Source organism: Pseudomonas sp. GD04015, from assembly GCF_029837675.1.
Taxonomy (GTDB): domain Bacteria; phylum Pseudomonadota; class Gammaproteobacteria; order Pseudomonadales; family Pseudomonadaceae; genus Aquipseudomonas; species Aquipseudomonas paralcaligenes.
Genome location: NZ_JAOEEE010000011.1, coordinates 1 through 22396 on the forward strand (window position 1 = coordinate 1; position 22396 = coordinate 22396).

A 22396-nucleotide genomic window follows, 5' to 3' on the forward strand; every position below is an offset into this window, starting at 1 on the left:
GCGCGACATCAGGTCGTCGAGGCGGCTGGCCTTCTGCTCGGTGAGGGCCGCGCCCTCCAGCGACTCGATGTAGCCGGCCAGCTCGCCCACCGTGCTGCACTCGAACATCGCCCGCAGCGGTACGTTGCGCTGCAGCGCCTTCTGCACCCGCGAGGCGATCTGGGTGGCCAGCAGGGAGTGCCCGCCCAGCTCGAAGAAGTTGTCGTGCACGCCGACCCGCTCCACCTTGAGCACGTCCGCCCAGATGTCCGCCAGGGTCTGCTCCAGTTCGTTGCGCGGCGCCTGGTAGGCCTGCCCGCGCAGCTGGCCGATCTCCAGGGCGGGCAGTGCACGCCGGTCGAGCTTGCCGTTGGCGCTGCGCGGCAGGGCCTCCAGCAGCAGCCAGTGCAGCGGCACCATGTAGTCCGGCAGCGCAGTGCGCAGATGCTGCTTGACGCGCTCGAACAGCTCGCCCTGCTCCACCGGCGCGGTGACCGGGGAGGCGTCGAGAATCCGCGGATCGCTCGCCACCAGATAACCGACCAGGTACTTGCCGTTCGGCCCTTCCTGCACCGCCACGGCCGCCTCGCGGACGTCAGCCTGCTCGTGCAGGCGCGCCTCGATCTCGCCCAGCTCGATACGGAAGCCGCGAATCTTCACCTGGTGATCGATGCGCCCGACGTACTCCAGCACACCGTCGGCGCGCCGCCGCGCCAGGTCGCCGCTGCGGTACAGGCGCTCGCCGGGCTCGCGGGCGAAGGGATTGGGCAGGAATGCCTGGGCGGTGCGCAGCGGGTCACCGACATAGCCGCGACCGACGCCAGTGCCGGCGATGCACAGTTCGCCCACCGCGCCGACCGGCGCCAGCTCCAGTGCCTCGTCCAACAGGTACAGGCGGTTGTTGTCGGTGGGGCTGCCGATGGGCAGGTAGCTGCCGGCGGTGGACGCCATGTCGACGTTGAAGAAGGCCACGTCGTCCGAACACTCCGCCGGCCCGTAGGCATTGACCAGCCCCACGCCCGGATAGCGCCCCAGCCACTGGCGGGCCAGCTCTGGCGGCATCGCCTCGCCGGTGGGCAGCAGCCAGCGCAGCGCGCCGAGCCCTCCCCGCTCCTCGGCGAGCATGCCCTGGATCAGCGACGGCACGCTTTCCAGCACCGTGACGCCGCGCTCGCGCACCAGGGCCAGCAAGGCGCCCGGATCGTGGGCGATGGCGTTCGGCGCGATCTCCACCCGGCCGCCGAACAGCGGCGCGGCGAGGAACTGCCAGACCGAGATGTCGAAACTCTGCGAAGCGGTCTGGGCGACCGTATCGCGCTCGTCCAGGCCCAGGTACGGCACCTTGGACAGCTGGTTGTTGAGCATCCCGGCCTGCTCGACCATCACGCCCTTGGGCAGGCCGGTGGAGCCGGAGGTGTAGATAACGTAGGCGAGATTGTCCGGCCCGGCGTAGACTCCCGGGTTTTCCGCCGGCCAGTCGCCCGCCTGCACCTCGTCCCACACCAGCAGGCGCGGGCGGCCCTGGCAGGCCAGCTCATCCAGCAGCTCGACCGCCTGCGCGCGGCAGTCCGCCGAGCACACCAGCACCGGGGCGCGGCTGAGTTCGAGGATGCGGATCAGGCGCTGGGCCGGATGGGCAGGGTCGAGCGGCAGGTAGCCGGCGCCGGCCTTGAAGCTGCCGACCATCATGCCGAGCAGGTCCAGGCCACGTTCGGCCAGCAGCGCCACCGGCTGGTCGAGCCCCACGCCCTCGTTGCGCAGGGCGTGGCCCAGGCGGTTGGCGCGGGCGTTCAGCTCAGCATAGCTCCATTGCTCATCCTGGCAGCGGCCGGCGATCCGCTCGGGATGCGCCGCCACCCGCGCCTCGAACAGCCGCGCATAGCCCTGCTCCAGCGGATAGTCGCGGTCGCTGTGGTTGCAGCCCTCGGTCAGGAAGGCGCGCTCGTCCTCACCCAGCAGCGGCAGCTCGGCCATGTCGCCATGGATGCCATCGGCCAGGGCCAGCAGCAGACGCTTGAAGTCGCCGAGCAGACGCTCGATGGTCGGCGCGTCGAAGTAGCGCTGATCGAAGGACAGGTGCAGCCCCAGTTCGTCACCCGGATAGCAGACCACAGTGAGCGGGAAGTTGGTGTGGGTACGCCCCGACTCGGAGCTGGCATTGAGGCCCTGGGCGCGGTCCAGCACCGCGCTGTCCACCGGCGCGTTCTCGTAGACGAACAGGCTGTCGAACAGCGGCTGGCCCTTGGGCAGCTCGCTGCACTCCTGGATGTCCACCAGCGGCAGGTACTCGTACTCACGCAGCTCCAGGTTGCGCTCCAGCAGTTCGCGCAGCCAGTCGCGCACGCTGCGCCGCTCGCCCGGCTGCGGCAGGCTCAGGCGCAGCGGGATGCTGTTGATGAACAGGCCCACGGTGCCCTGCATCTCCGGCATGCTCACCGGGCGCCCGGCCACGGTGACGCCGAAGGCCAGGTCACGTTCGCCGCTGTAGCGGTGCAGCACCAGCGCCCAGGCCGCCTGGGCGAAGGTGTTGACGGTCAGCTGGTGGCGCTGGGCGAGTTCGCGCAGGCGCACGCCGTCGGCGGCGTCCAGCCGCGCGTGGCGGTCGCCGACACGCATGCCGCCGGTGTGCTCGCGCAGCAGCGGACGGTCGCTGGGGATGTAGGTCGGCCGCTCGAAGCCGCTCAGGTTGTCGCGCCACCAGCGGTGTGCCGCGTCCAGGTCCTGGCGCTGCAGCCAGGCGATGTAGTCGCGGTATCGCGGCGCGGAGGGCAGCACCGGCTCGCGGTTCTCGCCCAGGGCGGCGTAGATCTCCAGGAAGTCGCCCATCAGCAGGCCGCGGCACCAGGCGTCGATGAGGATGTGGTGGTTGCTCATCATGAACCAGTAGCGCGCCTCGCCCAGGCGGACCAGCCGCAGGTGGAACGGCGGCTCGCGCAGCAGCTCGAAGCCCGCCTCGCGCTCGCGCTTGTGCAGGGCCTGCAGGCGCTCCTCGTGGCCGTCCTCGGGTAGCGCGCTCCAGTCCAGGTATTCGATGCGCGCAGCACCCGGTTTGTGGATGACCTGCAGCATGGTCTCGCCGGCGTCCCAGGTGAACGACGCGCGCAGCGCCTCGTGGCGCGCCACCACGGCCTGCCAGGCGCGGCAGAAGCGCTGCAGGTCGAGCTCGCTGTCGATCCGGTAGCGGTCCTGCATGTAGTAGATGCCGGTGCCCGGCTCCAGCAGGGTGTGCAGCAGCAGGCCCTCCTGCATCGGGGTCAGCGGGTAGATGTCGTCGATCAGACCGCCCGCCACCGGCAGCGCGTCGAGCTGGGCCTGGGTGAGCTGCGCCAGCGGGAAGTCGGAAGGCGTCGGCCCGCCCGCGTCCTCGTCCAGGCAGTGCTCGATCAGCCGTTGCAGCTCCTCGACGAAGCCTTCGGCCAGCGCCTGCACGGTCCGCTCCTCGTAGCGACCGGCGCCGTAGGTCCAGCGCATGCGCAGCTCGCCGCCGTAGACCTGGGCGTCGACCGACAGCCAGTTGGGCAGCGGCGCATCCTCGCCATGGGCTGCTCCGGCCGCTTCGTCGAGCGGCTGGAACAGCGCGGCGCGGTCGAAGCTCTGATCGAACTGGCCCAGGTAGTTGAAGGTGATCCGCGCCTGCGGCAGCGCGGCCATCGCCACGCGGCTGGCGGCATCGGCCAGGTGGCGCAACACGCCGTGGCCGAGCCCCTTGTGCGGCACGCCGCGCAGTTGCTCCTTGACCGCCTTGATGGTGTCCGCCAGCGCCTCGGCGGGCTGCAGGCAGACCGGATAGGCGCTGGTGAACCAGCCCACCGTGCGAGTCAGGTCGATGTCGTCGAACAGCGGCTCGCGGCCGTGCCCTTCCAGCTGCACCAGCACCCGGTCCCGTCCGCTCCAGCGGCACAGCACGCGGGTCAGCGCGGTCAGCAGCAGTTCGTCCACCCGGGTGCGGTAGGCCGCCGGCGCCTGTTGCAGCAGCTGGCGGGTGTACTCGACGCCGAGCCGCAGACTGACACTGCGGGCGTCCCGGTAGCGGTCTTCGGAGCCAGCCCGGTCGCAGGGCAGATCGCCGTCCTGCTCGCCCAGATGCGCTTGCCACCAGCCCAGCTCCTCGCGCAGGGACTCGCTGGCGGCATAGGCCTCCAGCCGTTCGGCCCAGTCGCGCAGCGAGCTGGTCCGAGCCGGCAGACCTGCGGGCTGGCCGGCCGCCAGCTGCCGGTAGCTGGCCTGCAGGTCCTCCAGCAGCACCCGCCAGGACACCCCGTCCACGGCCAGGTGGTGGATCGCCAGCAGCAGCTTCTGCCGCCCGCCTTCGTCCTCGACCAGCAGGGCACGCAGCAGCGGGCCACTCTCCAGGTCGAGACTGCGCTGGGCCTCGTCGAACAGCGCCTGGCAATCGTCCAGATCGTCCACCCGCCGTTGCCACAGCAATCCTTCGTCACCCTCGCCCACGGCGCGGTACTCGGCCTGCCAGCGGGCATCGACCTGACGGAACGCCAGGCGCAACGCATCGTGATGGTCGTGCAGCTGTTGCAGGGCCCGCTCCAGGGGAAGCGCCTCCAGGCGGACGCTGGGCGCCAGCAGCAGCGCCTGGTTCCAGTGCTGCGCGGCGGCCAGGCCTTGGTCGAAGAACCAGTGCTGGATCGGCGTCAGCGGCGTGGCGCCGGCCAGCGGACCCTGCTCGCTCGCCACCGCTTCGACCCGGCTGGCGATCCCGGCGAGGGCCTGCACCGTCTGGTGCAGGAACAGGTCGCGCGGGGTGAAGTGGATGCCCGCCTGGCGGGCGCGGCTGACCACCTGGATCGACAGGATCGAGTCGCCGCCCAGTTCGAAGAAGTTGTCGCCGAGGCCGACCTGGCGGACGTTCAGCACCTCCTGCCAGATCGCCGCCAGCTGCCGCTCCAGCTCGTTGCGCGGCGCCAGGAAGGCCTGGCGGTCCTGCTCGGCGTCGGGCGCCGGCAGGGCACGGCGGTCGAGCTTGCCGTTGGGGGTCAGCGGCAGGTGGTCGAGCAGCACCAGATGCGCCGGCACCATGTAGTCAGGCAGTTGCGCCCGCAGATGGGTCCTGATCGACTCGCGCAGCGCCGCCCGCGCCGGCTCGTCGAGCCCCGCCGTGGCGGTCGCCAGGTAGCCGGCCAGCTGCTTGCCGGACGGCGTGTCCAGGGCCAGCACCGCCACGTCGTCCACGGCGGCGTGCTCGCGCAGGCGCGCCTCGATCTCGCCCAGCTCGATGCGGAAACCGCGCACCTTCACCTGCTGGTCGATGCGGCCGAGATATTCGGCCTGATTGTCGTCGCGCAGGCGCACCCGGTCGCCACTGCGGTACAGCCGCGCCCCGGCGGGGCCGAACGGGTCGGGCACGAAGCGCTCGGCGGTCAGCGCCGGGCGCCGGTGGTAGCCGCGCGCCAGGCCGGCGCCGCCCAGGTACAGTTCGCCGGCGGCGCCATGAGGCAACGGCGCCAGGTCGGCGTCGAGGATGGCGCCCCGGCGGGCGCCGACCAGGCTGCCGATCGGCACGCTGCCGGCGCCCTCTTCCAGGCGCTCCGGCGCCAGGCTGGCCAGCGGCATGACCACCGTCTCGGTCGGCCCGTAGGCATTGAAGAAGGCCTGCGGCGCGAAGGCCGCGCGAATCCGCTGCAGGTGCTCGCCGGTCAGCGCCTCGCCGCCGGTGATGCACAACCGCACCGGCAGGCACTCGTCGCGGGAACCCAGCCACTGCGCCAGCTGGCTGCCATAGCTGGGGGTGAAGCCGAGGATCGTGACGCCCTGCTCGCGGATCAGCTGGCAGATCGACTCCGCGTCCCACTGCCCCTGCGCACGCAGCACCACCCGCGCGCCGCACAGCAGCGGCGCGAACAGCCGCTCGGTGGCCGCGTCGAAGTTGATCGAGTAGAAGTGCAGCTCGCAGTCGCCGGCGCGCATGCCGAAGCGCTCGATCACCGCCCGGCAGTGCATGGCGATCTCGCCGTGGGACACCGCCACGCCCTTGGGCTGGCCGGTGGAGCCGGAGGTGTAGATCAGGTAGGCCAGGTTGTCCGGCCGGGCGATCCGCGGCAGCGCGCCGCTGGCGTAGCCGTCCAGCGCAGCCAGGTCGTCCTCCAGGCACCAGCGGCCGACGCCGGCCGGCAGCTCGCCGAGCGCCTCGAACAGCGCGGCGTGGCCGAGCAGCAGGGCGATGCCGCTGTCCTCGATCAGGTAGCGCAGGCGCTCCAGCGGGTATTCCGGGTCGAGCGGCACGTAGGCGCCGCCCGCCTTGAGGATCGCCAGGATGCCGACGACCAGCTCCGGCGAGCGCTCCAGGGCGAGGCCGACCGGCACTTCCGGGCCGACGCCGCGCTCGCGCAGCACGCGGGCCAGACGGTTGGCCTGGGTGTCCAGTTCGGCGTAGCTCAGGGTCCGCTCGCCGAAGGTCAGCGCCGGCGCCCTGGGGGTCTCCGCCGCCTGACGGGCGAACAGCTCGTGCAGGCAGGCGTCCAGCGGATGCTCACCAGCCGGCTCGGCCAGGACGATCGGCTCGTCGGCGGCCAGCATCGGCAGTTCGGCGAGGCGTCGCGTCGGTTCGTCGAGCATGGCGGCCAGCAGGCGCTGCCAGTGCCCGGCCATGCGCGCGACGGTCGGCTCGTCGAACAGGTCGGAGCTGTAGGTCAGGCAGCATCCCAGGCGCTGGTCGAGGTCGGTGACTTCCAGGTAGAGGTCGAACTTGGTCGCCCGCGCGTCGTTGACCAGGTATTCGACTGTCATCCCCGCCAGCTGCCGGGTCTGCTGGAATTCCCAGCGCTGCACGTTGCACATCACCTGGAACAGCGGGTGGTGAGCTGCACTGCGCGGCGGCTGCAGGGCCTCCACCAGTTCGTCGAACGGCAGGTCCTGGTGGGCCTGGCCCTCGATCACCGTGTCGCGCACCTGTTCGAGCAGTTCGGTGACGCTCATCTGCCCGTCCAGCCGGCAGCGCAGCACCTGGGTGTTGAGGAAGGCGCCGATCAGCCCTTCGCTTTCCGGGCGGATGCGGTTGGCCACCGGCGCGCCGATGCGCAGGTCGCCCTGCCCGCTGTAGCGGTACAGCAGCAGCGCCAGGGTCGCGGTGGCGGTCATGAACATGGTCAGGCCGTTGGCCGCGTTCCAGGCGCGCACCCGCGCGGCCAGCGCCGGGTCGAGGTCGAAGCGGAACAGCTCGCCACGATGGCTCTGCACCGGCGGGCGCGGACGGTCGGCGGGCAGCTCCAGCAGCGGATGCTCGTCACCCAGCTGGGCACGCCAGTAGTCCAGCTGGCGCTGGCGTTCGCCGTTCTCCAGCCAGCGGCGCTGCCACTGGCTGTAGTCGAGGTACTGCACCGGCAGGGGTTGCAGGGGCGATTCGCGCTCGTCGAGGAAGGCCTCGTAGAGCAGCCCCAGCTCGCGGGCGAACACGTCCATCGCCCAGCCTTCGGTGACGATGTGGTGCAGGGTCACCACCAAGAAATGCTCCTGCTCGCCGGCCTTGACCAGGCAGACGCGCAGCAGCGGCCCGCGCTCCAGATCGAAGGGCTGGTGCGCCTGCTCGTCGGCCAGCGCCTGCAGGCGCGCTTGGCGCTCGCCAGCCGGCAGCGCGGACAGGTCCAGCCACTGCATACGCAGGTCGGACTGCTCGGCGACGCGCTGCCAGGGCTTGCCGGCGTCGCTGGGGAAGGTGGTGCGCAGGGTCTCGTGGCGCTGGATCAGCGCCTGCAGCGCCGCCTCGAAGCGCTGCACGTCCAGCACCCCGCTCAGCCGGGCCATGCCGCCGACGTTGTAGGCCGGGCTCTGCGGGTCGAGCTGCCAGAGGAACCACATGCGCTGCTGGGAATGGGACAGCGGGATGCGCTGGCCGCGGTCCGCCCGCTCGATCACGCCCCAGCCGTCGCGCGCGCCCTCTGCTTCCAGTCGGGCGACCTCGGCGGCGAATTCACCCAGGCGGCCGGCCTCGAACAGGCTGCGCAGCGGCAGGTCGACGTCGAACGCCTGGCGCACCCGCGAGACGATGCGGGTGGCCAGCAGCGAATGGCCGCCCAGGGCGAAGAAGTCGTCGTCCAGGCCGATGCGCGGCAGGCCCAGCACCTCCTGCCAGATCGCCGCCAGGCGGCGCTCGCGCTCGTCCCGCGGCGGCACGTGGCCACGCGCCTGCCAGCGCGGCTCCGGCAGGGCCTTGCGGTCCAGCTTGCCACTCGGCGTCAGCGGCAGCGCGTCGAGGCGCACGAACTGCGCCGGCACCATGTACTCGGGCAGGCGTTCGGCCAGGGCGCGCTTCAGCCGCTCGGCCAGGGTCGCGTCGTCCTCCTCGCCGTCGCGGGTCAGGTAGGCGACCAGCTGCGCGCCGCCCGCACCCTCGCACACCAGCACCGCCGCCTGGCGGACCGCCGGTTGCGCCAACAGGTGGGCGCGGACTTCCTCCAGTTCGATACGGAAGCCGCGCACCTTGACCTGCTCGTCGGCGCGGCCGAGGAATTCCAGCGCCCCATCGTGGCGCCAACGCGCCAGGTCGCCGCTGCGATACAGCCGCGTGCCCTCCTCGCCCGGCACGAAGCGCTCGGCGGTCAGCGCCGGACGCCCAAGATAGCCCCGCGCCAGACCGCTGCCGCCGAGCCACAGCTCGGCCACCGCGCCGGCGGGCGCCAGCGCCAGTTCGCCATCGCGCAGCTCGCAGACCACGCCCGCCAGCGGACGACCGATCGGTACCCTCGCGCCCTCCTCGTCGTCGCAGCGCCAGTGGGTGACGTTGATCGCCGTCTCGGTCGGCCCGTAGCGGTTGTGCAACGCCACCTGGGGCAGGCGCTCACGCACGCGCCGGCTCAGCTCGCCGGACAGTGCCTCGCCGCCGGAGAACAGGTGGCGCAGGCTGTGGCAGTCGCCGACCGCCGGCTCCTCGACGAACAGCTGCAGCAGCGGCGGCACGAAGTGCAGGCAGGTCACGCCGTGTTCCTGCACCAGCTCCACCAGGCGGCGCGGGTCGCGGTGCTCGCCGTCCGCCGCCAGCACCAGGCGGCTGCCGGCGATCAACGGCAGGAAGCATTCCCAGACCGACACGTCGAAGCCCAGCGGCGCCTTCTGCAGCAGCACGTCCGCGGCGCCCACTGCGTATTCGCGGCGCATCCAGTGCAGCCGCTCGCTCAGCGCGCCATGGCTGACGCCGACGCCTTTCGGCGTGCCGGTGGAACCGGAGGTGTAGATCACGTAGGCCAGGTTGCTGGCGGCCAGCGCCAGGGCGGGCGGTGTGTCCGGATGGCCTTCGGCGTCCAGCGCCTCCAGCGCCAGGGCCGTCACGCCCGCCGGCAGCTCCAGCGTGTCCAGCACCTGCTGATGGCCGAGCAGCAGGCGCAGGCCGCTGTCCTCGATCATCCAGGCCAGGCGTTCGCGCGGGTAGTCGGCGTCCATCGGCACGTAGGCGCCGCCGGCCTTGATCACGGCCAGCAGGGCCACCATCAGCTCGACACCGCGTCCGGCCAGCAGGCCGACCCGTACCTCCGGCCCGACGCCCAGCTCGCGCAGGAGATGGGCCAGGCGGTTGGCGCGACGCTCCAGCTCGGCGTAGTCCAGGGTCACGCCACCACTGACCAGGGCGACCGCGTGCGGCGTCGACTGTGCCTGGGCAGCCAGCAGGTCGGGCAGCAGGGCCTCGACCGGCTCTTCCGGCTGACGGCCCCACTCGCACAGCTGCCGTTGCTCGTCGGCATCGAGCAACGGCAGGTCGCCGATGGCGCGTTCGGGGCTCTCGCCGACCTGCTCCAACAGGCGCACGAAGTGTGCGGCCAGGCGCTCGACGCTGGCCCGCTCGAACAGTTCGCTGGCGTAGTCGAAGGCCAGGCGGATGCGCCCCTGGCGGTCTTCCTCGCTGTGCAGCTGCAGGTCGAACTTGGCCTCGCGGCTGTGCCAGGGCAGTTCCTCGGCGAGCAGGCCGGGCAGGCGGCGCAGCGACTCCAGGTCGCGCTGCTGGTGGTTGAACATCACCTCGAACAGCGGCCCGCCGCCCATAACCTCGACCACCCGCTCGAACGGCAGGTCCTGGTTGGCCTGGGCACCCTCGACCGTGTGCCGCGCGGCCGCCAGCACTTCGGTGAAGGTCTGCCGCGAATCCAGCCGCCCACGCAGCACCTGGGTGTTGATGAAGAAGCCGACCAACCCCTGCACCTCGTGGCGCGGGCGGTTGGCGTTGGGCACGCCGAGGCGGATGTCGGCCTGCCCGGTGTAGCGGTGCAGAAGGGTCTGGAAGGCAGCCAGCAGGACCGCGAACAGAGTGGTCTCGTGGTGCCGCGCCAGCGCCTGCAGGCGCTCGCCGAGGGCCTTGTCCAGGCGCAGGCCGAGGCGTTCGGCGGCCGAATCGCGCCCGCCGTGCGGCCGGTCCAGCGGCAACGCCAGGGGCTGGTGCTCGTCGGCCAGTTCGGCGCGCCAGTACTCCAGCTGCTCCTCGAAGCGGGCAGCCTCGTCCCGCTGCCAGGCCGCGTAGTCGGCGTAGCGGATCGGCAACGGCGCCAGGGCCGGCGCCTGGCCCTGGACATGGGCGGCGTAGAGCCGGGCGAACTCGTCGAGCAGCAGGCCCAGCGACCAGCCGTCGGCAACGATGTGGTGCAGGGTCACCAGCAGCAGGTGGTCCTGCTCGTCCAGGCTGACCAGGCGCACGCGCAGCAGCGGGCCGTGCTCCAGGTCGAAACGGAAGCGCGCCTCCTCCTCGCGGATCGCCCTCGCCCGCGCCTCGCGCTGCGCCTCCGGCAGCGCGGAGAGATCGTCGCGCAGCAGGGTCCAGTCGCCCACGGCGCCGATACGCTGGAAGCCTACGCCGTCTTCCTCGTGGAAGGTGGTGCGCAGCGACTCGTGGCGCTCGACCAGGCTGGCGAAGCTGCGCTGCAGCGCCTGCTCGTCCAGCTCGCCGCGCAGGCGCAGGCCGCCGGGGATGTTGTAGGCGACGCTGTCCGGCTCCAGGCGGGAGAGGAACCACAGGCGGTTCTGGGCCGGTGACTGCAACAGGGCGCGGCCCTCGGCCAGGCGCGGAATGCCGTCGCCCGCCTCGCCACCGGCCGCCAACCGCTCACAGAAGCCGCGCAGCGTCGGCGCGTCGTACAAGGTGCGAAGTTCCAGGTCGAGGCCGGTGACGTCGCGCAGCTCAGCGATCATCTGGATGGCCTGCACGGAGTTGCCGCCAAGGGCGAAGAAATTCGCGTCGAGGTCCAGGCGTTCGGTCCTGAGTACTTCGCGCCAGAGCGCGGCGACACGCTCGTCGAGCGGCAGCTGCGCCTCGCTGGCGGCCGGTTGTGCCGTCTGCCCCTCGCGGAAGTCGGCGACCAGCGCCAGTTCGCCCGCCTCGTAGCGCTGCCGGCAGGCAGAACGCTGCAGCTTGCCGCTGGAGGTCTTCGGCAGGGCGCCGGGCTCCAGCAGCAGCACCAGCGCTGGCGCCTCGTGATGTACCTCGGCCACCGCCTGGCGGATACGTCCGATCAGTTCCTCGGCGGGCACCTGCCGGGCGGTGCGCCGGCTGATCTCCGCGGCCACGCCGAGCGCCTCGCGGCCCTCGTGGCTCACCGCGAAGGCCGCCACGCGCCCGCGGCGTGCCTCGCCGATGCGCTCCTCCACCGTGCGCTCGATATCCTGGGGATAGAGGTTCTGGCCGCGGACGATCAGCATGTCCTTGAGCCGGCCGGTGACGAACAGCTCGCCCTGGTGGCGGAAGCCCAGGTCGCCGGTGCGCAGCCAGGTGCGGCCGTCGCGCTCGACGAAGGTGTTCGCGCTCGCCTGCGGGTTGCGCCAGTAGCCCCGGGCGACGCTCGGCCCGCTCGACCAGACCTCGCCGACCAGGCCGTCGGCCAGCGCCTCGCCGCTCTGCGGATCGACGATCAGCAGCGGATGCTCGGGCTGTTCCCAGCCGCAGCTCATCAGGGTCGCGTCCTCACCCGGCGCGAAGCGGTTCGCCGCCAGCGCGGCGGCATCGACCCGCAGGCCCGGGATGCCCTGGCCCGGCCGGCCGCCGGTGACGAACAGGGTCGCCTCGGCCAGCCCATAGCTGGCCAGGTACGCGCCGGGCCGGAAACCGCAGGGGGCGAATCGCTCGGCGAAGGCGTCAAGACTGTCCTGGCGGATCGGCTCGGAACCGGAGAAGGCCACCCGCCAGTGGGACAGGTCCAGGCCGGCCAGCTTGCCCTCGGCGATGCGCTCGTGGCACAGCCGGTAGGCGAAGTCCGGCCCGCCGCTGATGGTGCCCCGGTAGCGGCTGACCGCCTCCAGCCAGCGCACCGGCCGCTCGAGGAAGTACTGCGGTGACATCAGCACCACCGGCACGCCGCTGTAGATGCCCTGCAGCAGCCCGCCGATCAGACCCATGTCGTGGTACAGCGGCAGCCAGCTGACGATCACGTCGTCGGCGCCGATGCCGTAGCCCTGGCGGATCAGCCATTCGTTGGCCGCCAGGTTGGCATGGCTGACCTGCACGCCCTTCGGCGCGGCAGTGGAGCCGGAGGTGTACTGCAGGAAGGCGATGGCCTCGGGCGCGACGGCAGGCGCCTGCCAGCCCTCGCCCAGGGTTGCTTCCAGCTCGTCCACCGCCAGCAGCTCCGGCATGGCGCCGCCGAAGGACGCGCCGAGCCGGCCCAGGGAGCCGGCGAGCTTGCCGGTGGTGAGGATCAGCCCCGGCTCCGCGTCGGCGACGATCGACACCAGCCGCCGCAGGTGCTGTTCCTGGTTGCTCTCCGGCGGGTAGGCCGGCACCGCGATCACCCCGGCGTAGAGACAGGCGAAGAACGCCGCGACGTAGTCCGGCCCGCTGGGAAACAGCAGGACCGCCCGCTCGCCGGGCGCCACCCGCTGCGACAGCGCGGCCGCGATGACCCGCACCCGGCCGTCCAGCTGCCGGTAGCTCAGCACCTCCTCCCCGTCGCTGCCGAGAAAGCGCAGTGCCAGCCGGTCCGGCTCGGCGGCGGCCCGGGTCATCAGCGCATCGGCCATGGAAACGGGGCGTTGGAAGGTATCCGTCATCTCTGCACCTTTCGACTCAATCTGGGCGGGGCTCGCGTCGGGGGCATCCCGAGGCCATGGAGCGATGACGGATCGTCGGGGGAGAAAATTAGTGACGGCGGCGAGGGTCGGAAACGAAGAAAACGAGGTGGGGGTAAATATTCTGCAAACAGATTCGTTCCTACTTGGCTGAGCGGTCGTGCGACCACGTCTTGGCTCTAGCTCAGGCCCTTCGGGTTATATCCATCTAATTTAAAATTATTATCATTCGCGTTTGACACATATTCTCACACTGTCTACCGTACTCCGCGCTGTGAAGGATTAACCGGCTCTCAGTAGCCCTGTCGCATAGGTAGAACCATGCAGGAATATGGAAATGTCGAGCGCTCCGTCAGCGGGGCCCCTTCGCTGCTTCAGGCATTGGTGGAAAACCGCACGATCCTGGTCAAGACGGCCGCCCGGATCACGGGGTGCCATAGCCGCGCGGAGGATGTGGTCCAGGACGCCTTCCTCAGGCTGGCGGGCGGACGTGCCATCACCCTCCCCCTCAGGGCCCAGATCAACTACGTCTTCCGGATCGTGCGCAACCTGGCCATCGATCACTATCGCAAGCAGGCGATGGAACAACGCTACATCGGCAGCGAGGAGGAAGGCATGCGCGCCACCAGCGGCAACGCGACTCCCGAGGCCGCCAACCTCAATCAGGAAACCCTGGAGATCATCGACAGCGCCCTGAACCAGCTGCCCGAGCGAACCCGCTACGCCTTCGAGATGTATCGCATCCACGGTGTGCAGCAGAAGGACATCGCCAAGGAGCTGGGGGTTTCACCGACGCTGGTCAATTTCATGATCCGCGATGCGCTGGTGCACTGTCGCAAGACGGTGGGCCAGTCCCACGACTGACACGCCCTGCCGAGCGGAAGGCGCCGGTGAGATTCTGCCAAAGGCCCGGGCCGGAACACCGGGTCTCGCTGCCCGGCTGCGTGGTGATGGGCACCCGCTTCGATCACCGCCTGCTGGGCGCCGGCTGCATCGATCGAAGCGGCATTCCCCTGCCCCCGGCCATCCGCCGCTCGGTACCCCGGCGCCAGGCCGAGTTCGTGGCCGGCCGGCTGTGCGCCAGGGAAGCCCTGGAACGGCTCACCGGCAGTGCGGATGTCCCACCGATAGGCGAAAATCGCGCGCCCCGCTGGCCCGAGGCCGTCTGCGGCGCCATCACCCACAACCGTCACCGCGCCCTGGCGATAGTCGCCCGGCGCGACGACTACCTGGCCCTCGGCGTCGATATCGAGTCCCTCATCGACGAGGCGCTGGTGGACGAACTCGCCGGGGAGCTGCTGACCCAGGGCGAGCACGAGCGCTTGCGGGGCCTGCCGAGTGACCAGCGCGCCCACCTGCTCACCCTCATCTTCTCGCTCAAGGAAAGCCTGTACAAGGCGCTCCACCCGCTGACCGGCCGCCAGTTCTATTTCGAGCATGCCGAACTGCTCGCCTGGTCGGCGGACGGTCAGGCGAGACTGCGGCTGCTGTGCCAGCTCGACGAACGATTCCCGGAGAACACCGAGATCGACGGCCGTTTCTGCATGATCGAAGACGATCTGCTCAGTTACGTGGCCATCGCCAATCCGCAGGGAGCCCTCGAACTCGCTCCCTGCTGACCCGGAATGCCCGCCACGCCTGGTTTGCGCCGACGATCCGCTACCTTCGCGAAGCCCCTCCGCCGAGGAAAAGTAGTAGTGTTAACGGAGTAGCCGTCAGAGAAACCGGGAATCACCTTGCCGCTCACGAAGAAACGCCTGCAGTTCGATCTGGGCAACCTCATCCTTGTCTTGTCCGCCCTGACCGCACTGGTGATGCTGATCAACAGCTTCTTCGCCAGCTACCGCGTGCAACGGGAGCTGCTCATCGACAATGCGCTGGAAGCCAACCACGTCTACGCGGCCAAGCTGGCCTCCAGCACCGACGCCTTCCTGCAGGCCTCGCTCCAGCAACTGGCCTACAGCGCCAAGCTGCAGAGCCGCCGGTTCGACGATGCCGACTTCCTGCACGACGAAGCCGAGCGGCTGCTCGAACAGACGGCCAGCTTCAACTCGGTGTTCGTCGTCAGCAACCGCGGCACGGTGCTCGCGGCCTCGCCGGCCAGCCTCCACCTGGTGGGCCAGACGCTCTCCACCGAAGGCGTCAAGGAGGCGATGCGTACCCGCAAGGCGACCATTTCACGACCCTACATGTCGGCCGCCAACAACCTCGTGGTGGTGGTCTCCCAGCCTGTCTTCGCCGCCGACGGCGAGTACCTGGGCTTCGTCGGCGGCTCCTTCTACCTGAAGCGCAGGAGCATCCTCAACGAGCTGCTCGGCGAGCACTACTACAAGGACGGCTCCTACCTGTACGTGGTCGACAGCAGTCGCCGGCTGCTCTATCACCCCGACCAGGATCGGATCGGCACCATCGTCACCAACAACACGCTGGTCGACCGCTTCCCGAAGGAGGACTCGGGCACCCAGCGCGTGGTCAACAGCCAGGGCGTGGACATGCTGGCGGGCTTCGCCGTAGTGCCCACCACCCGCTGGGGCATCGTCGCCCAGCGGCCGACCGAGACGACGATCGCCTCGATCGACGAACTCATGATCAAGGTAATTCTCACCACCGCACCGATGGCCCTGCTCAGCTTCGTGCTCATCTGGTGGCTGGCGCGCGTGATCGCCCGCCCGCTCTGGCAGCTCTCGGCCGGCGCGCGCGACATGGCGGACCCGGGGACGGCCGACAGCATCAGGAACGTGCGCGCCTGGTACTTCGAGGCGGCGGCCCTCAAGCGCGCCCTGGTGCTCGGCCTCAACCTGCTGCACGAGCGCATCGGCAAGCTCAACCACGCCGTCCAGACCGACCCGCTCACGGGCCTGCACAACCGTCGCGGGCTGGAGTTCATGCTCTCCCTCTGGCAGGCCGAGAACCGGGCGTTCTCGGTGATCACCCTCGATATCGATCACTTCAAGCGGGTGAACGATACCCATGGCCATGACGTGGGCGACAAGGTGATCAACAACGTGGCCGAGCTCATGCGCGGCTGCTCGCGGGAGAACGACATTCTCTGCCGCACCGGCGGCGAGGAGTTCCTGATGCTGCTGCCCGGCACCAATACCCTGGCCGCCACGGCGGTGGCCGAACGGCTGAGGCATACGGTGGAACAGGCCGATATCCCGCCTGCCGGGCACATCACCATCTCGCTCGGGGTCGCCGCCTGGATCCCCGGAGGCCCGAGCCCCAGCCTGGTACTGAAGTCGGCCGACGAACAGCTCTACGCCGCCAAGGCCGCCGGACGCAACTGCGTGCGGGTCGACCAGGCCGAGACGGTGATCTCCTAGCCGCCGCGGCGAAAAGGTTGAACTTCCGCCCGCTGCGCTCGCTCAGTGCATCAGCAGCGGTTGATGACCTTTTTCGACAAGTCCCCCTGCAGGCGCGGACATGGCCCTCGCCATAGCGCTCACGACCCTATTCCTTGCCCCAGATGTGAGAGGAAAACGCGATGGACTGGATGATCACCTACCGGACGGCAGAAGGCCTCATCAAAAAGGTCGCGGCGCATGCGCTCAAGCTTCCCGACTACAGGGGCCTCGCCGAGCGAGTGGTGCGGGATGCCTACGAAGACCGGCCGCCTCTGCCACTGGGCAATCTCTCGGCGGTCGAGTGGCTGGACCACTGCAAGCTGGAAATCCTCGACATCGATACCCTGAAAGCCGCGCAGCGGGCCTGAGGCCCGACCGCGCGATTGGTTGAACGGCCGGCCTCCGCGTCTCCTCCAACCCATACAGGCCAGCCGGCCTCATGTGAGGTGACGTATGAACGCGAACAACCATGCCAACCCCCAGGACAACCCCGATCCGCAGGACCCGCAGACGCCCGAGCCGCCGGTCGAGCCCGGCGTCTATCCGGCGGAGCCGGATCGGCGCCAGGACCAGGAACAACCCGACGAGGACATTCCGGGGGAACAGCCGCGCAGCCGATCGAACGAAGGCGATCCGCTGAACACCCCGGACTGACCCCGGGTCCGTGAACCAGGCCCGCTTCCGCAGGGCCTCGGCGAGCCAAGCCCCTCAAGCCGGGCCGCAGAAACCCTATTCGGCGCCAGGCCCGATCACCTGGCGGCGCATTTCCTCCTCGATCTCGGTCACCGCCCGCGCGCGCATGGCGACGCCCAGGGTCTTCTCCTCGGAGTCGATCGGATACTGCTCCAGCAGGTAGCGTTCGAGTTCGGCCTGGGCCTCGTTGCGCTGGTCGCGCAGGGCCTGCACGTCACAGGCTTGATGAAGTGCCATGGCGCACCTCCTTCACGGACGTCTCGGGGTGGATGGGCGGGTTCGGCCCGGCGATGCGCCGGCGCCGCTCGACCATGAGCGCATCGGCGATCCCCGCGGCGACCGATGCGATCTGGCCCGCCGACATGGGCGGGCCGATGGTCAGGGGTGTGTACGTGATTTCCCGAACAGCAACGGCAACATCGACCGCCCCGAAAGCAACCAGGGCGGAGGCTGCGTACTGGTCCCAGGCGGCAGCTTCTTCTTCAGATTCGATCCTCATGACTCACCCATCTCCGTAAGCTCGACAGTTTGGAGCCACGGGACGGAGGATCAATTCACAGTGTTTACCGGCTGTTCGTCGGCGCGGCCCCTGCCGGCCACGCCTCCGGACCAGACGCTATCCGCCGGCCCGGAATCGACGCGCCGGGCCGTGCCCCGCGCCATCCAGGCGAAGCACAGGGCGCCGGCCAGGGCCGTGATGTCCACGCCGAGGGCGGCGGCGCTGGTGTTCCCCCACAGCCCGAGCGCGGGCACTCCCCAGGCCAGCAGGGTCGTCGCGGGGATCGCCAGGGTCGCCGCCGAGGCCAGCCACAGCAGATGCACCGACGCCCTCGCCCCGCCCCGGGCGAAGGCCCAGGCCAGGCTGCCCAGGAAGACGGCGTAGTAGATGCCCATGTGCCAGACCACCGGCGCCTCCACCCGCCCGTGCAGCCACTTGGCCGCCACGATGGTGGCCGAGATGCCGGCGATGCAGCCCAGGCACACGCCCACCGTGCCGGCGGCCAGCAGCCGGGTGGAACGGCGCTGCTGCACCGGCCCGCCACCCCGCCGCTCGGCGCGGCGGCGCGACTCGATCCACAGCAGGTTGCCGGAGTAGAACAGGAAGGCCCCCGCCAGGCCGAGGAAGAAGTAGCTCCAGCGCACCGGCTCGCCGCCGTAGCTGCCGAAGTGCAGGCTGAAGAAGCTGCTCGCCAGCGCCGTCCAGCTGTTGCGCTCGCCGGGGAAGTAGTAGCTGTTGAGCACCCGCCCATCCACGGCGCCGAGCAGCAGGTAGCCCTGGGTGCGCAGCAGGTAGCCCGGCTCGGTGCCCCGCACCAGCACGCTGGCAGCCGCGTCGCCCGCGTTCTGGTAGGTCATCGCCGTAGGCTCGAAGGCGGGATTGAGCTCGCGCACCCGCGCCAGCAGGCGGTCCGGTTCCAGCATCGCCGTCCCGTCGCCGCTGGCGGCGGGCGGCACGAACGGGCTGTGGGCGCGGAACAGCTCCGGCAGCCGCTCCTCGTAGATGACCTTGTCCTGGGTGTCGTAGAACAGGTCGTGCAGGCCGAACACCACGCCGGAGAGCGCCATGATCAGGTGGAACGGCAGACTCACGATGCCCACCACGTTGTGCGCGTCCAGCCACATGCGCTTGAGGTTGCGGCCCAGGCGCACGGCGAAGAAATCCTTGACCAGCGTCGGCAGCAGCACGATGACCCCGGACACCAGGGCCACGGCATACAGCATGCTGACCACGCCCATGAACCCCATGCCGATGTCGATGTCGCCCGGCACGCCGGCGGTCCTGTGCAGGATGTCGACCAGCTCGGCCAGCATCGACGGCGACTCCTGGCGCAGCTGCAGCCGGTCTTCGCCGTCCAGGCTGGCCGACCAGACCCCGGGGATCTCGCCACGCTCGCGCGGAGCGCCCTCTGCCGCCCGCTGGAACCAGACCAGCCGGGCGGGAATCGCCTCGTGGTCCTGCAGCACCAGGGTGAACTGGCCGGCCACGTCCGGGCGGGCCTCCAGGGTACGGGCGATCAGCTCGGGCGCGCGCTCCAGGCTCACCTGCGCCGCCCCCGCCCCGGGCGCGGCGGCCCAGCGGGCGAGCGGCTCCTTGAACATGGTGATGGCGCCGGCGTAGAAGGCGATGAACAGGGCCAGGCCGGCCAGGATGCCGGTCCAGGTATGGACTTCCTTGTAGATGCGGACGATGTCGGTATTCATGCTCGGAATTCGGACTCAGTGACAGGCATACAGCGCTACCCAGGCCAGGACGTTGGCGCCGCCCAGCCACAGCCAGGCGTGCCGGCCACTGCGGAAGAGGAAACAGGTGGACAGCAGCGCCATCCACAACGGCGCCACCAGCCACATGGTCACCTGGAACTTGTTCGGCGCCGCCGGGCCACCGCTGGTGAGGAAGGCGAACAGCCCCGAGCCGGCGAACGCCAGCCCGAGCCCGAGCAGCAAGCCGGCCAGCGTCTTGCTCCACCAGTCGCGACGGATCGCCGTTGGTCTGCGCCGTGCTACCGCCATGACCGGCCTCCCAGAATCTCGCGCAGCACCGCCATGAACGGCAGCGCCACGAAGCAGGCCATCAGCAGCGTCAGCAGGGTGAAGATGGCCGTCGACACTTCCAGCAGCTGCAGCCACAGGGCGAGCGCCGCTGCCTCCATGAGGGCAGCGGCGATACGCGCCGGCCTGGCCGGCCATGGCTTCGACAGCCATTGCTGACGTGGCGCGGCCAGGTAGGCGACCAAGGCACCGCCCATCGTCAGCGCCAGGGCGAGCAGGGTCAGCATCGCCGAGCTCACCAGCGGTACTTCAGGGTCGCCTGTAGCGAGCGCCCCATGCCCTGCCAGCAGGTGCCGTAGGCGCAGGCGGCGGCGTACTGCCGGTCCTCCAGGTTCTTCGCGTTGAGGGTCAGCGACCAGTCGCTATCGAAGTCGTAGCGGGCCATGGCGTCGTACAGGGTGTAGCTCGGCACCTTCAGCGTCTCGTACTCGTCGCCGAACGACGAGCTGACATGGCGAACGCCGGCGCCGACCGTGAGCCCCGGCAGGCCATGGGCGGCCAGGTTGTAGTCGAGCCATGCCGAGGACAGCCGCTCGGGCACGGCCAGGGGGCGCTTGCCGACCTTGGCCTCGACCGTGTCCTTGGTGATCTCGACCTCGCTGCGCGAGTAGCTCGCCAGCAGGTTGAGGCCGGCCATCAGCTCGACCTTGCCCTCGACCTCGAAGCCGCGCGAGCGGATCTCGCCCGTCTGCACCTGGTACAGGGTCGGCGCCACCGGGTCGGGCGTCAGCACGTTGCGCTTGGTCAGCTCGTAGGCGGAGAGCGTGACCATGGTCCTGCCCTCCTCCGGCTGCCAGCGGATGCCGATCTCCTTCTGCCGCCCCTCGGTCGGCTCGAACGCCCCGCCCTGGCGGTCAGCGCCGACCACAGGTTCGAACGAGGTGGTGTAGCTCGCGTACGGGGCGAAACCGTTGTCCATCAGGTAGACGACGCCCAGGCGGCCGGTGGTGGCGCGGTCGGACTGCTCCGTCTTCGCGCCGCGCACGCCGGTCACCAGATTGGTGTTGTAGGTGCTGGACTCCGCGCGGTCCTCGCGCAGGCCGGCCAGAAACACCCAGCGGTCCAGGCGCAGCTGGTCCTGCAGGTACAGGCCGAGCTGCTGGGCGTCGCTGTCGGTGCGCGTGCTCAGTCGCACCGGGGTGACCGGAAGGCCGTACACCGGCTCGTAGACGTTCTCCCGGGTGGGCGCCGGGCCGCTGCCCGCCTTGGCCAGGAAGTCGGAGTCGCGCCAGTCGGCGCCCACCAGCACGGTGTGCTCGATAGGGCCGGTGTCGAACTGTGCCTGGAGCTGGTGGTCCGCCGCCAGGGTCTGCACGTCCGCGGTGTTGCGCGAAGCGGTGCGCGGCAGGGTCATGAAGTTCGGCGCCGGAGTACCGTTGTTGAGCTGCCGGGTATCGCTCTCGAACTCGCCGTAGCGCACCTTCTGGCGGAAGCTCCAGACCTCGTCGAAGGTGTGTTCGAACTCCCAGCCGACGGTCTTCATCGTGCGCGTGAAGCGGTTCCAGTTGGGGTCGCCCTGGAAGTAGTCGATCGGCAGCTTGCCATAGGGGCTGCGCACCGGGCCGACGCCGGCGAAGGCCGGCGGCACGAAGCTGGTGTCGGGCTGTTCCGGATCGTGCTGGTAGAACGCCTGCAGGGTCAGCGAGGTGTCCTCGCTCAGCGCCCAGCGCAGGGAGGGCGCGATGAGCTGGCGCTCGTCCTTCTGGTAATCCACGCCGGTCTGGGAGTCGCGGGCGAGGCCGGTCAGGCGGTAGCTCAGCGCGCCCTGGGCATCCACCGGCCCGCCCAGGTCCAGGCCGATGGCGCGACCGCTGTGGTTGGCGAGCTGTACCATCAGCTCGCCGAAGGCCTCATCGGTCGGGCGCTTGCTGACCATGTTGACGAAGCCACCCGGGTCGGCCTGGCCGTACAGCACCGAGGACGGCCCGCGCAGCACCTCGACCCGCTCCAGCGCATAGGGGTCCATCTGCACCGAGGTGCGGGCGATGTGCGGCCAGCCCAGGCCGTCGACGTACTTGGTGAAGTTGGAGGCGTTGGACAGGCCGCCGAAGCCGCGGATGAACACGGTGTCGAAGCGGGTCTGGCCGCCGCCGGTGCCGGTCAGCACGCCGGCGGTGTAGCGCAGCGCCTCGGACACCGTCTGCGCGCCCTGCACGTCCATCTGGTCGCGGGTCACCACCGAGATCGACTGGGGCGTCTCGATGATCGCCGCGTTGGTCTTGGTAGCCGTGGCGCTGCGCCGCGCGACATAGCCATCCACCGGCCCGGTGGCGCTTTCCAAGGCGCCCGTCACGGCGAGCGACGGCAGGGTCAGCGAGCCGTCCGCCTGGTCCTGGGGCAGCGGCCGCAGGGTGAATTCGCCACCGGCGTCGCGGACGGCCTGCAGCCCGGTGCCCGCCAGCAGCCGCTGCAGGCCCTCGCTGACCGAGTAGTAGCCCTGCACGCCGGGGCTCTGCACACCCTGGGTCAGCGCCGCGTTGACCACGATCTGCACGTTCGCCTGGCGGCCGAGGCGGCTCAGCGCCTGGTCCAGCGGGCCGGCGGGAATGTCGAAGCTGCGCCGGGCCTCGGCGGCCCGCTCATCCGCGGCCTGGGCTGTGGCCGACGGCAGTCCGGCCGCCACCGGCAGGCCCACGACGACCACGGCCAGGGCGAGCGGCTTCAGGGCGAAGCCCCGGCGGGCGGTTCCGGCCTCTTGGCGAGACTGGAGGAAGGAAGGCGGGAAGGGACTGCGCTTCGCCATGACGTGCTGGCTCCATCTGATACGTATGCGGTTGATGAATGAAGCCGCGCGCGGCGATGGCCGCCGGGAACCGGTCCCAGGGCGTGGCTTCACGGCAATG

12 protein-coding genes are annotated in these 22396 nt (G+C 70.2%); 5 read left to right on the forward strand and 7 right to left on the reverse strand.

Annotated features, from left to right (window positions below; all coding sequences use genetic code 11):
• Positions 1 to 12948: non-ribosomal peptide synthase/polyketide synthase (locus tag N7640_RS11770; RefSeq protein ID WP_279906198.1), on the reverse strand; the 12948-nt coding region annotated here is incomplete at its 3' end.
• A gap of 339 nt (positions 12949 to 13287) precedes the next feature.
• Here N7640_RS11770 and N7640_RS11775 point away from each other — a divergent pair.
• The 5 genes from N7640_RS11775 to N7640_RS11795 all read left to right on the forward strand — a co-directional run bounded on the left by N7640_RS11775 (position 13288) and on the right by N7640_RS11795 (position 16964).
• Positions 13288 to 13830, forward strand: a complete 543-nt coding sequence (locus N7640_RS11775; protein WP_279904433.1) for an RNA polymerase factor sigma-70 — start codon at positions 13288 to 13290, stop codon at positions 13828 to 13830.
• A gap of 26 nt (positions 13831 to 13856) precedes the next feature.
• Positions 13857 to 14585: a 4'-phosphopantetheinyl transferase superfamily protein gene (locus N7640_RS11780; RefSeq protein ID WP_279904434.1), complete on the forward strand. Its 729-nt coding sequence runs from the start codon at positions 13857 to 13859 to the stop codon at positions 14583 to 14585.
• A 117-nt stretch (positions 14586 to 14702) separates the two neighbouring features.
• The gene (locus N7640_RS11785; RefSeq protein WP_279904435.1) at positions 14703 to 16289 is read left to right on the forward strand and encodes a sensor domain-containing diguanylate cyclase; all 1587 of its coding nucleotides are present in this window, start codon (positions 14703 to 14705) and stop codon (positions 16287 to 16289) included.
• Positions 16290 to 16450: 161 nt separating this feature from the next.
• The gene (locus tag N7640_RS11790; RefSeq protein WP_220814462.1) at positions 16451 to 16678 is read left to right on the forward strand and encodes a hypothetical protein; all 228 of its coding nucleotides are present in this window, start codon (positions 16451 to 16453) and stop codon (positions 16676 to 16678) included.
• 85 nt (positions 16679 to 16763) lie between these two features.
• Entirely contained in the window at positions 16764 to 16964 is a 201-nt protein-coding gene (locus N7640_RS11795) for a hypothetical protein (protein ID WP_279904436.1), read from the forward strand.
• A 75-nt stretch (positions 16965 to 17039) separates the two neighbouring features.
• Here the strand turns inward: N7640_RS11795 and N7640_RS11800 are convergent, their stop codons facing one another.
• Genes N7640_RS11800 through N7640_RS11825 form a run of 6 tightly spaced genes read right to left on the reverse strand, consistent with a single transcriptional unit; the run spans position 17040 to position 22296 of the window.
• The gene (locus N7640_RS11800) at positions 17040 to 17240 is read right to left on the reverse strand and encodes a hypothetical protein (protein WP_220814464.1); all 201 of its coding nucleotides are present in this window, start codon (positions 17238 to 17240) and stop codon (positions 17040 to 17042) included.
• A complete protein-coding gene (locus N7640_RS11805; protein ID WP_279904437.1) occupies positions 17218 to 17502 on the reverse strand; it encodes a hypothetical protein in 285 nt (94 codons plus the stop codon). Before N7640_RS11805 ends, N7640_RS11800 begins: the two co-directional genes overlap by 23 nt.
• Positions 17503 to 17552: 50 nt before the next feature.
• On the reverse strand, positions 17553 to 19205 hold the full coding sequence (locus tag N7640_RS11810; RefSeq protein ID WP_279904438.1) for a PepSY-associated TM helix domain-containing protein: 1653 nt from the start codon (positions 19203 to 19205) through the stop codon (positions 17553 to 17555).
• 15 nt (positions 19206 to 19220) lie between these two features.
• Positions 19221 to 19514 (reverse strand): hypothetical protein, encoded by a 294-nt coding sequence (locus tag N7640_RS11815; RefSeq protein ID WP_279904439.1) that lies wholly within the window; start codon positions 19512 to 19514, stop codon positions 19221 to 19223.
• Positions 19505 to 19780, reverse strand: a complete 276-nt coding sequence (locus N7640_RS11820) for a hypothetical protein (protein WP_279904440.1) — start codon at positions 19778 to 19780, stop codon at positions 19505 to 19507. Before N7640_RS11820 ends, N7640_RS11815 begins: the two co-directional genes overlap by 10 nt.
• 8 nt (positions 19781 to 19788) lie before the next feature.
• Positions 19789 to 22296: a TonB-dependent siderophore receptor gene (locus tag N7640_RS11825; protein WP_279904441.1), complete on the reverse strand. Its 2508-nt coding sequence runs from the start codon at positions 22294 to 22296 to the stop codon at positions 19789 to 19791.
• Between the last annotated feature and the right edge of the window lie 100 nt (positions 22297 to 22396).

Coding starts and splice junctions, on each gene's coding strand:
- N7640_RS11775 (WP_279904433.1), top strand. CDS start 13,288: ATGCAGGAATATGGAAATGTCGAGCGCTCCGTCAGCGGGGCCCCTTCG.
- N7640_RS11790 (WP_220814462.1), top strand. CDS start 16,451: ATGGACTGGATGATCACCTACCGGACGGCAGAAGGCCTCATCAAAAAG.
- N7640_RS11795 (WP_279904436.1), top strand. CDS start 16,764: ATGAACGCGAACAACCATGCCAACCCCCAGGACAACCCCGATCCGCAG.
- N7640_RS11800 (WP_220814464.1), bottom strand. CDS start 17,240: ATGGCACTTCATCAAGCCTGTGACGTGCAGGCCCTGCGCGACCAGCGC.
- N7640_RS11805 (WP_279904437.1), bottom strand. CDS start 17,502: ATGAGGATCGAATCTGAAGAAGAAGCTGCCGCCTGGGACCAGTACGCA.
- N7640_RS11810 (WP_279904438.1), bottom strand. CDS start 19,205: ATGAATACCGACATCGTCCGCATCTACAAGGAAGTCCATACCTGGACC.
- N7640_RS11815 (WP_279904439.1), bottom strand. CDS start 19,514: ATGGCGGTAGCACGGCGCAGACCAACGGCGATCCGTCGCGACTGGTGG.
- N7640_RS11820 (WP_279904440.1), bottom strand. CDS start 19,780: ATGCTGACCCTGCTCGCCCTGGCGCTGACGATGGGCGGTGCCTTGGTC.
- N7640_RS11825 (WP_279904441.1), bottom strand. CDS start 22,296: ATGGCGAAGCGCAGTCCCTTCCCGCCTTCCTTCCTCCAGTCTCGCCAA.